The sequence below is a fragment of the Thiohalocapsa sp. genome, from assembly GCF_019695415.1.
In the GTDB taxonomy this organism is placed as follows: domain Bacteria; phylum Pseudomonadota; class Gammaproteobacteria; order Chromatiales; family Chromatiaceae; genus Thiohalocapsa.
This window is the reverse complement of the sequence record NZ_JAIFKJ010000174.1, coordinates 22,197-30,162: the sequence shown is the minus strand read 5'-3', so window position 1 is coordinate 30,162 and position 7,966 is coordinate 22,197. Positions and strand designations below refer to the sequence as shown.

6 protein-coding genes are annotated in these 7,966 nt (G+C 64.9%); 2 read left to right on the top strand and 4 right to left on the bottom strand.

Annotated features, from left to right (window positions below; all coding sequences use genetic code 11):
• Together nifU and nifS are read left to right on the top strand one after the other, a co-directional pair.
• The coding region (gene nifU, locus I6U14_RS04865) for a Fe-S cluster assembly protein NifU (protein ID WP_296897337.1) at positions 1–912 on the top strand (912 nt) is incomplete at its 5' end.
• Positions 913–1,032: 120 nt separating this feature from the next.
• Positions 1,033–2,271 (top strand): cysteine desulfurase NifS, encoded by a 1,239-nt coding sequence (gene nifS, locus I6U14_RS04860; RefSeq protein ID WP_296897335.1) that lies wholly within the window; start codon positions 1,033–1,035, stop codon positions 2,269–2,271.
• Positions 2,272–2,602: 331 nt separating this feature from the next.
• On the opposite strand, the gene urtE is transcribed toward nifS, so the two are convergent.
• The 4 genes from urtE to urtB form a co-directional block, all read right to left on the bottom strand.
• On the bottom strand, positions 2,603–3,298 hold the full coding sequence (urtE, locus tag I6U14_RS04855; protein ID WP_296897333.1) for an urea ABC transporter ATP-binding subunit UrtE: 696 nt from the start codon (positions 3,296–3,298) through the stop codon (positions 2,603–2,605).
• Positions 3,299–3,487: 189 nt separating this feature from the next.
• Positions 3,488–4,288 carry an urea ABC transporter ATP-binding protein UrtD gene (gene urtD / locus I6U14_RS04850; protein WP_296897342.1) on the bottom strand — a complete coding sequence of 267 codons (801 nt, stop codon included), beginning with the start codon at positions 4,286–4,288 and terminating at the stop codon, positions 3,488–3,490.
• A 357-nt stretch (positions 4,289–4,645) separates the two neighbouring features.
• Positions 4,646–5,719, bottom strand: a complete 1,074-nt coding sequence (urtC, locus tag I6U14_RS04845) for an urea ABC transporter permease subunit UrtC (protein ID WP_296897341.1) — start codon at positions 5,717–5,719, stop codon at positions 4,646–4,648.
• Between the two features lie 151 nt (positions 5,720–5,870).
• On the bottom strand, positions 5,871–7,796 hold the full coding sequence (urtB, locus tag I6U14_RS04840) for an urea ABC transporter permease subunit UrtB (RefSeq protein WP_296897331.1): 1,926 nt from the start codon (positions 7,794–7,796) through the stop codon (positions 5,871–5,873).
• Positions 7,797–7,966 lie beyond the last annotated feature (170 nt).

Here is a 7,966-nt window from a genome sequence, read left to right as displayed (position 1 = left end):
CGGAGCCGAGCCATGTGGGATTATTCCGAGACCGTCAAAGAGCACTTCTTCAACCCGCGTAACGCCGGTGCTGTCGCCGACGCCAACGCCATCGGTGAGGTGGGCTCCCTCTCCTGCGGTGATGCGCTGCGCCTGACCCTGAAGGTCGACCCAGTTACGGACACCATCCTGGAGGCCGGCTTCCAGACCTTCGGCTGCGGCTCCGCCATCGCCTCCAGCTCCGCGCTGACGGAGCTGATCAAAGGCATGACCGTCGATGAAGCGCTCAACGTCAGCAACCAGGACATCGCGGACTTTCTGGACGGCCTGCCCCCCGAGAAGATGCACTGCTCCGTCATGGGCCGCGAGGCGTTGCAGGCTGCGGTCGCCAACTACCGCGGCGAGGTCTGGAAGGACGACCACGAGGAAGGCGCCCTGGTGTGCAAGTGCTTCGCCGTAGACGCGGTGATGATCGAGGACACCATCCGCGCCAACGGTCTCAGCAGCGTCGAAGAGGTGACCAACTACACCAAGGCCGGCGGCGGCTGCTCCGCCTGCCACGAAGGCATCGAGGAAATCCTGACCCGCGTCCTCGCCGAAGAGGGCAAAACCTTTGACCCCACCGCGGCCGCGCCGCCGCCAGCCGGCAAGCCCAAGCTCGGGAATCTCGCGCGCATCCGCCGTATCGAGAACGCCATCGAGGCCATCCGCCCGAACCTACAGCGCGACCACGGCGACGTGGAGCTGGTGGACATCGACGGCAAGAACGTCTTCGTCAATATGACCGGCGCCTGCTCTGGCTGCCAGATGGCCTCCACCACGCTGGAGGGCATCCAGCAGCGCATCGTCGAGGACCTGGGCGAGTTCGTACGGGTGCTGCCTGTGGGGAAGGGCCAAGCGCCGAGGGCCGAAGGCCGAGGCACCACGGTCTGAGAGAGTCGGACCATGAGGGCGATCCGCGTCCTCGGCCCCTGGCCCTCGGCCCTCGGCCCTGCCGGCGCCGCGGATACATCCAGAATCGCGGCCCGTGGGCATCAACAAGAGAGACTCGTCATGCGTTCAGAAGCCGAAGCGCCGGCCCCTGGCATCTACCTCGACAACAACGCCACCACCATGGTGGACCCCGCCGTGGTGGAGACCATGCTGCCCTACTTCACCGAGCAGTTCGGCAATCCGTCGTCCATGCACCAGTTCGGCGACCGCGTCGGTCGCGCCCTCAAGACAGCCCGGCAACAGGTGCAGGCACTGCTCGGTGCAGAGCTGGACTCGGAGATCGTTTTCACCTCTTGCGGCACGGAGTCGGACTCCACGGCCATCCTGTCTGCGCTCAAGGCGCAGCCGGACCGCCGCGAGATCATCACCACCGTGGTCGAGCATCCTGCAGTACTGAGCCTCTGCGAGCACCTGGAGAAGGAAGGCTACACCGTCCACTATCTCAAGGTGGACAAGAAGGGCCGCATCGACATGCAGCAGTACCTGGACGTCCTGTCCAGCAACGTCGCCATCGTCTCGGTGATGTGGGCCAACAACGAGACCGGGACGCTCTTCCCGGTGGAGGAAATGGCCGAGCTGGCGCGCTCCGCCGGGGTCATGTTCCACACCGATGCGGTTCAGGCCGTGGGCAAGGTGCCTATCGACCTCAAGCGCACCGCCATCGACATGCTGTCGCTATCCGGGCACAAGTTGCACGCGCCTAAGGGCATCGGTGTGCTGTACCTGCGCCGCGGCACTCGCTTCCGCCCGCTGCTGCGCGGCGGCCACCAGGAGCGCGGCCGGCGTGCCGGCACCGAGAACAGCGCCTCCATTGTTGCCCTCGGCAAGGCCTGCGAGCTGGCGCTGGCGCACATGGACGAGGAGAAGACCCAGGTGCGTACGCTTCGCGATCGCCTGGAGCAGGGCATTCTCACCGCCGTACCCAATTGCTTCGTCACCGGCGACCCAAGCAACCGGCTACCGAACACCTCCAACATCGCCTTCGAGTATATCGAGGGCGAGGCCATTCTCCTGCTGCTGAACAAGCTCGGCATCGCGGCCTCCAGCGGCTCCGCCTGCACCTCAGGCTCACTCGAGCCGAGCCACGTCATGCGCGCCATGGACATCCCCTTCACCGCCGCCCACGGCACGACCAGATTCTCATTGTCGCGCTACAACACGGTGGAGGAGATCGACCGGGTCATCGAGGCCGTGCCCCCCATCGTCGCGCAGCTGCGCAAGCTCTCGCCCTACTGGGACGCCGCAGCCAACGCACCGGTGGAAGAGCCCGAGACAGCCTTCCAGCCGGCATACGCTTAAGCCGCTGCGCAGAAGCGGCACCTAGGGCCGCCGACTTCGGTCGGCATCCTGGTGCCAACGGACTTCAGGCCGTCGCACCAGAATCGCGCAAAACCGACCAGGTGGGTCGAAAATCCGCACTTCCGACGCCCAAAGCAGCATGGTCGGCTGTTGAGCCAATCGCCCGGCGAGCCTGTTGCGAACGAGCCTGAGACCGACGGCCGCCTCGCGGCCACATTGGCCGAGCCGGCGGACCACGTGAAAAGCAAGGGCGCTTGGCGCAAACGCCTTCTATTCGAGGTTAGCGCGACTGCCGCTAGTTGGGCCCACAGCTCGACGCCGGCTCACCCGGCTACACGGTCAGATACTGCTTCACCAGGTCCTCGCTCAGCTCCGGCATGGGGCCGGCGGCCATCAGGCGGCCGCGGTCGAGGATAACGAAGCGGTCGGCGACCCGCCGGGCGAAGGGGAGCTTCTGCTCCACCAGCAGCACCGTCAGCCCCAGATCGTCGATGAGCTTGCGGATAATGTCACCGATCTCGTGGACGATGTTGGGCTGGATGCCCTCGGTCGGCTCGTCCAGGATCAAGAGCTTGGGGTCAATGACCAAAGCGCGGCCAATGGCAAGCTGCTGCTGCTGGCCGCCGGAGAGGTCGCCACCGCGGCGGCGCAGCATGTCCTTGAGCACCGGGAAGAGGTCGAAGATGTACGCTGGGATCTCACGCTTGCCATCGGCCCGGGCCGGCAGGCCGATCTCCAGGTTCTCTTGCACCGTCAGCAACGGGAAGATCTGCCGACCCTGGGGCACGTATCCGATGCCGAGCTCGGCGCGGCGCTCCGCCGGCAGCTTGGCGATGTCCCGGCCGATGAAGTCCATGCTGCCGCCGTACAGGGGCAGCAGGCCCATGATGCACTGCATCAGCGTGGTCTTGCCGACCCCGTTGCGGCCCATGACGCAGGTGCACTCCCCCGCGGGCACTTCGATGTCCAGGTCCCAGAGGGTGTGGCTTTCGCCGTAGTATTGGTTCAGAGCGTTGATCGTGAGCATGGATCTGGTAGCTTCCCGGAGCTCGCAAGGTGCGCAAGGCGGACTCGACGAAGATGGCGCAAGCAGCTCAGCGTGGCATCGCGTCCGGCCAAAGGTCGCCGAGAATCTCCTCGGGGGAGCAGGGACCCGCTGCAGAAAAAGTCATCGTAATCGAGCGACGTCTGCGATCGCCAGATCCGGACCATCGGTCTACTCACCGAGATACACCTCCACCACCCGCGGGTCGTTCTGCACCTGGTCCATGCTCCCCTCGGCGAGCACGCTGCCCTGATGCAGCACGGTGACGCGCCGGGCGATGGAGCGCACGAAGTCCATGTCGTGCTCCACGACGACGACGGAGTGCTTGCCCTGGAGTGACAGCAAAAGCTCCGCGGTGCGGTCCATCTCCTGATGGGTCATACCGGCGACCGGCTCGTCGACGAGCAGCAGCAGCGGGTCCTGCATCAGCAGCATGCCGATCTCGAGCCACTGTTTCTGCCCGTGGGACAGGCTGCCCGCCTCGCGCCGGGCGTGCTCGGTGAGGCCGATGGTCTCCAGTACCTCGTCGATGCGCTCACGCTGCGCCGCGGTGAGCCGAGCCAGCAGCGTCGGGAAGACACGCTTGTCGGCGGCCATGGCCAGCTCCAGGTTCTCAAACGACGTGTGATGCTCGAACACCGTAGGCTTCTGGAACTTGCGTCCGATCCCGATCTCCGCAATCTCGGGCTCACTGAGACGAAGGAGATCGATCTTCTGGCCGAAATAGACACTCCCGGAGTCTGGCCTGGTCTTGCCGGTGATGATGTCCATCATCGTGGTCTTGCCGGCGCCGTTGGCGCCGATGACGCAGCGAAGCTCACCGGCGTCCACGTAGAAATTCAGATGGTTGATGGCCTTAAACCCATCGAAGCTGACATTGAGATCCTCGATGTACAGGATCGGCCCATGACTCACATCCAGCTCCAAATCCTTGGCCTTAACCAAGAACTCGAAGGTCCGGTCCCTGCGCATGGATTCCTTGAACTGGACCCAGGCCCGCTGCTGAGCACTGAAGTCGAATGCACGATCCCGGTGCAGTAGATCGCGCTCATTGTCGGCCACCGGACTCAAGCTCAATCCTCCTGCTTTCGACCCTTCGCCTTGACGACGAGCGCAAACTGGCGGTCTCGGCGGATCGAGTCTCTGAACTGGCCCCAGGGTCGCCGCTGGCCCCGGAAATTGAAGGCGCGGTCACGGCGCCGCAGGTCCCGCGACTCGGCTTTGCTCATGCTCATAGGGTTACCTCTCTCTGAGCGTTCGTCCCCTTCGCTGTCCTGTCGAACAGGTGGACAAGCCCCAGCAGCGTGCACGGATCTATTGCGACGCCCCTCATACCGCTGCGCCCTCCGCCATCGCACCGCTCCGACGGCGTTTCAGCTGCCGAAAGAGCCCAGCGATGCCCTTTGGCAAAAACAAGGTCACGAGCACAAAGAGACCACCGAGAGCAAATAGCCAGGCCTCCGGGAAGGCGCCGGTGAAATAGGTCTTCCCGTAATTGACCACGACGGCGCCGACGACCGCACCATAGAGCGTCGCTCGGCCCCCGACGGCCACCCAGACCACCAGCTCGATGCTATTCAGGGGCGAGAACTCCCCCGGATTGATGATACCCACCTGCGGCACGTACAGGGCGCCTGCGATGCCAGCGAGCATGGCCGAGAAAGTCCAGATGGCGACCTTCACCCGGTCCACTCGGTAGCCGATGAAGCGGGTGCGCGCTTCCGCATCCCGAATCGCCACGGCCACCCGCCCAAGCTTGGATGTGACGATCCAGCGACAGGCGAGATACCCCAGCGCCAGCGCAATGGCGGAAGCAATAAAGAGCCCGACACGGGTGCTGTCCGCCTGCAAATCGAAGCCCAGCAGGTCTTTGAAGTCCGTGAGCCCGTTATTGCCGCCGAAACCCATCTCGTTGCGGAAGAAGGCGAGCATCAGGGCATAGGTCAGCGCCTGGGTGATGATGGACAGATATACACCGGTGACGCGCGAGCGGAAGGCGAGCCAGCCGAACACGAAGGCCAGCGCCCCCGGCACCAGTACCACCATCAGCGCCGCGAACCAGAACATATCGAAGCCGTGCCAGAACCAGGGCAGCTCCTGCCAGTCCAGGAACACCATGAAGTCCGGCAGGATCGGGTCGCCATAGACGCCGCGGTCGCCGATCTGGCGCATCAGGTACATGCCCATGGCATAGCCACCGAGCGCGAAGAAGGCCCCATGGCCCAGGCTCAGGATGCCCAGATAACCCCAGACCAGGTCCACCGCCACCGCCAGCAGCGCATAGGTCAGGTACTTGCCGAGCAGCGTCACCGTGTAGGTGCTGACATGGAGCGGATTAGCCTCGGGCACCGCCAGATTCAGCACCGACACCACGATGGCCACCGCCAGCAACAGTCCGAGCATCACCTGCCCGCCGGTATCACCCTTCAATAGCGTCAAAGGACCTGTCCCCTCGGTTCCAAATAAAGCTTTGCGTTGACTGGCTCGTGACAGCGCAGGGCCGCGTTAAAAGACCGTGAGATCAACGCTCACCCCCCTCCTCGAAACGCGCACCTCAACCTTCAGCCGCCCGACCCCGCTGCGGGAACAGCCCGCGCGGGCGCCACTGGATGAACAGGATGATGAACACCAGCACCAGAATCTTGGCGAGTACGGCACCGGTCCAGGGCTCCATGAACTTATTGGCCACGCCGAGCGTGAGCCCACCCACCAGTGTTCCCCAGAGGTTTCCGACGCCGCCGAAGACGACCACCATGAAGGAGTCGATGATGTAGGCCTGCCCCATGTTGGGGCCGACGTTGGTGAGCTGCGACAGGGCCACGCCGGCGACCCCTGCGATGCCGGCACCAAGCCCGAAGGTGAGCGCATCCACCCGCGCCGAGCGGACGCCCATGGCTCGTGCCATGGCCCGGTTCTGCGACACTGCGCGCACCTGCAGCCCTAAGGCCGTACGCTTCAGCACCAGCAGCAGAGCCACAAAGACCAAGAGCGAGAAGACGAAGATGTAGAGCCGGTTGAAGGTCAGCGACAACGCCGGATTGAGCTGCAGCGAGCCGCTCATCCAGCTCGGGTTTTCGACGATGACGTTCTGGGCGGAGATGGTCGTGCGTACCAGCTGCTGGAGGATCAGGCTGATACCGAAGGTCGCGAGCAGTGTTTCCAGCGGCCGGCCGTATAGGAACCGTATCACACCCCGCTCGATGGCCACGCCGAACAGCCCAGCGACAATAAAGGCCGCCGGAATCGCCACGAACAGCGACCAGTCGATAGCGTTGGGCATAGCCAGCTGCACCAGATAGGTCGTATAGGCGCCGATCATGATGAGCTCGCCATGGGCCATGTTGATCACCCCCATCACGCCGAAAGTGATGGCGAGTCCAATGGCCGCCAGAACCAACACCGAGCCCAGGCTGAGGCCGAAGAACAGTGTCTCCAGCCGTCGCATGTTATCCACCCGCTGAGCGATTTCGGTGCGTGCCGCTTGGGCCGCCGCGAGAAGCTCCGGATCCTGCTCGGTGCGGATCAAGTCGTCCAGGGCGTTGCGCGCCTCCGGATACAGGCTCGTGCCCAGCGCCGCAACGGCTGCCTTGCGCTCCTCTAGGGTCTCGGCCTCGAGCCCGGCGATGGCGAGCGCCAGCTCAATGGCCTCGCGCACCTGGGGGTCGTCTTCCTGCGCGAGTTGACCGCGCAGCGCGCTGATACCGGCGTCGTCCACGTCGCCCATCATCTCCTTAGCGGCCGACAAGCGCGTCGCCGGGTCCGGGCTCGCGAGTGTCAACGCAGCAATGTTCGTGCGCAAGGCGCTGCGCATGCGATTGTTGATGGTGATCTTACGGGCGTCGCGGCGGCCAACATTGCCCAAGGCCTCGTCGCTAAGGGCGTCCGTGAGCGCCCAACCGTCGGCGGTTCGCTCGGCGAAGACGATGCGGTTGTCATCCCGCCGGAAGTAGAGCTCGCCGTCGAGTAGGGCTTTGAGAAGATCCGCAGCGCGCGGATCGCCGCTCGCGGCGATGTCCGCCGCCGCCTGCTCCTTAACGTTGAAAGAAGGGTCGGCGAGCTTGGCCAGTGCGGCAGCCAGGCTCGGTGGTTTCGGGAGCTCCGCGCCCCCATGCGCCGTGTCGGTGCCGCGGGCCTGAGATGATGCCGACGGTAACTCCGCAGGGGTCGCTGGCGACTCCGTTGATCTGTCCGTGTCCGCAATGCTGTCTGTCGCGGCTGGCCCCGCCGCCCCTGCGTCCAGGCTATCGGGGGCCGCCGGGGCGGCGTCGACCTCATTGGCGGCCTGTGTCGATAGATCAGCGTCCGTAGGCACGGCTGCCTCGGTGTCGTAAGCCGATGCCTCAATCAACCCGTCGGTTGGCGTCGGCGCAGGCTGCTCCACAACCGCCTCAGCGGCCGCAGGCGTCTGCCCCCAAGCCGCCGCCGTGTAGGCGAGCAGCAACGCCGGCAGCAGCAAAACTGCACCCCATCTGCTTGGCATGGCCGGCGCGCGGGCACACTGGCCGCTTCGGATCGTTTGACGCCAGGTACGCATCGATGGAGAGCTTTTCCGCAGTAGCAGCTTTTGTTGCGGACCCACCTTGCCGGCCCGCAAGCCATGGCCGTCCGGCTGAAGGCGGCGGCCGCGCGTTCTGGATACCCGAGCCTCGC

Coding starts and splice junctions, on each gene's coding strand:
- nifS (WP_296897335.1), top strand. CDS start 1,033: ATGCGTTCAGAAGCCGAAGCGCCGGCCCCTGGCATCTACCTCGACAAC.
- urtE (WP_296897333.1), bottom strand. CDS start 3,298: ATGCTCACGATCAACGCTCTGAACCAATACTACGGCGAAAGCCACACC.
- urtD (WP_296897342.1), bottom strand. CDS start 4,288: ATGCGCAGGGACCGGACCTTCGAGTTCTTGGTTAAGGCCAAGGATTTG.
- urtC (WP_296897341.1), bottom strand. CDS start 5,719: ATGCTCGGACTGTTGCTGGCGGTGGCCATCGTGGTGTCGGTGCTGAAT.
- urtB (WP_296897331.1), bottom strand. CDS start 7,796: ATGCCAAGCAGATGGGGTGCAGTTTTGCTGCTGCCGGCGTTGCTGCTC.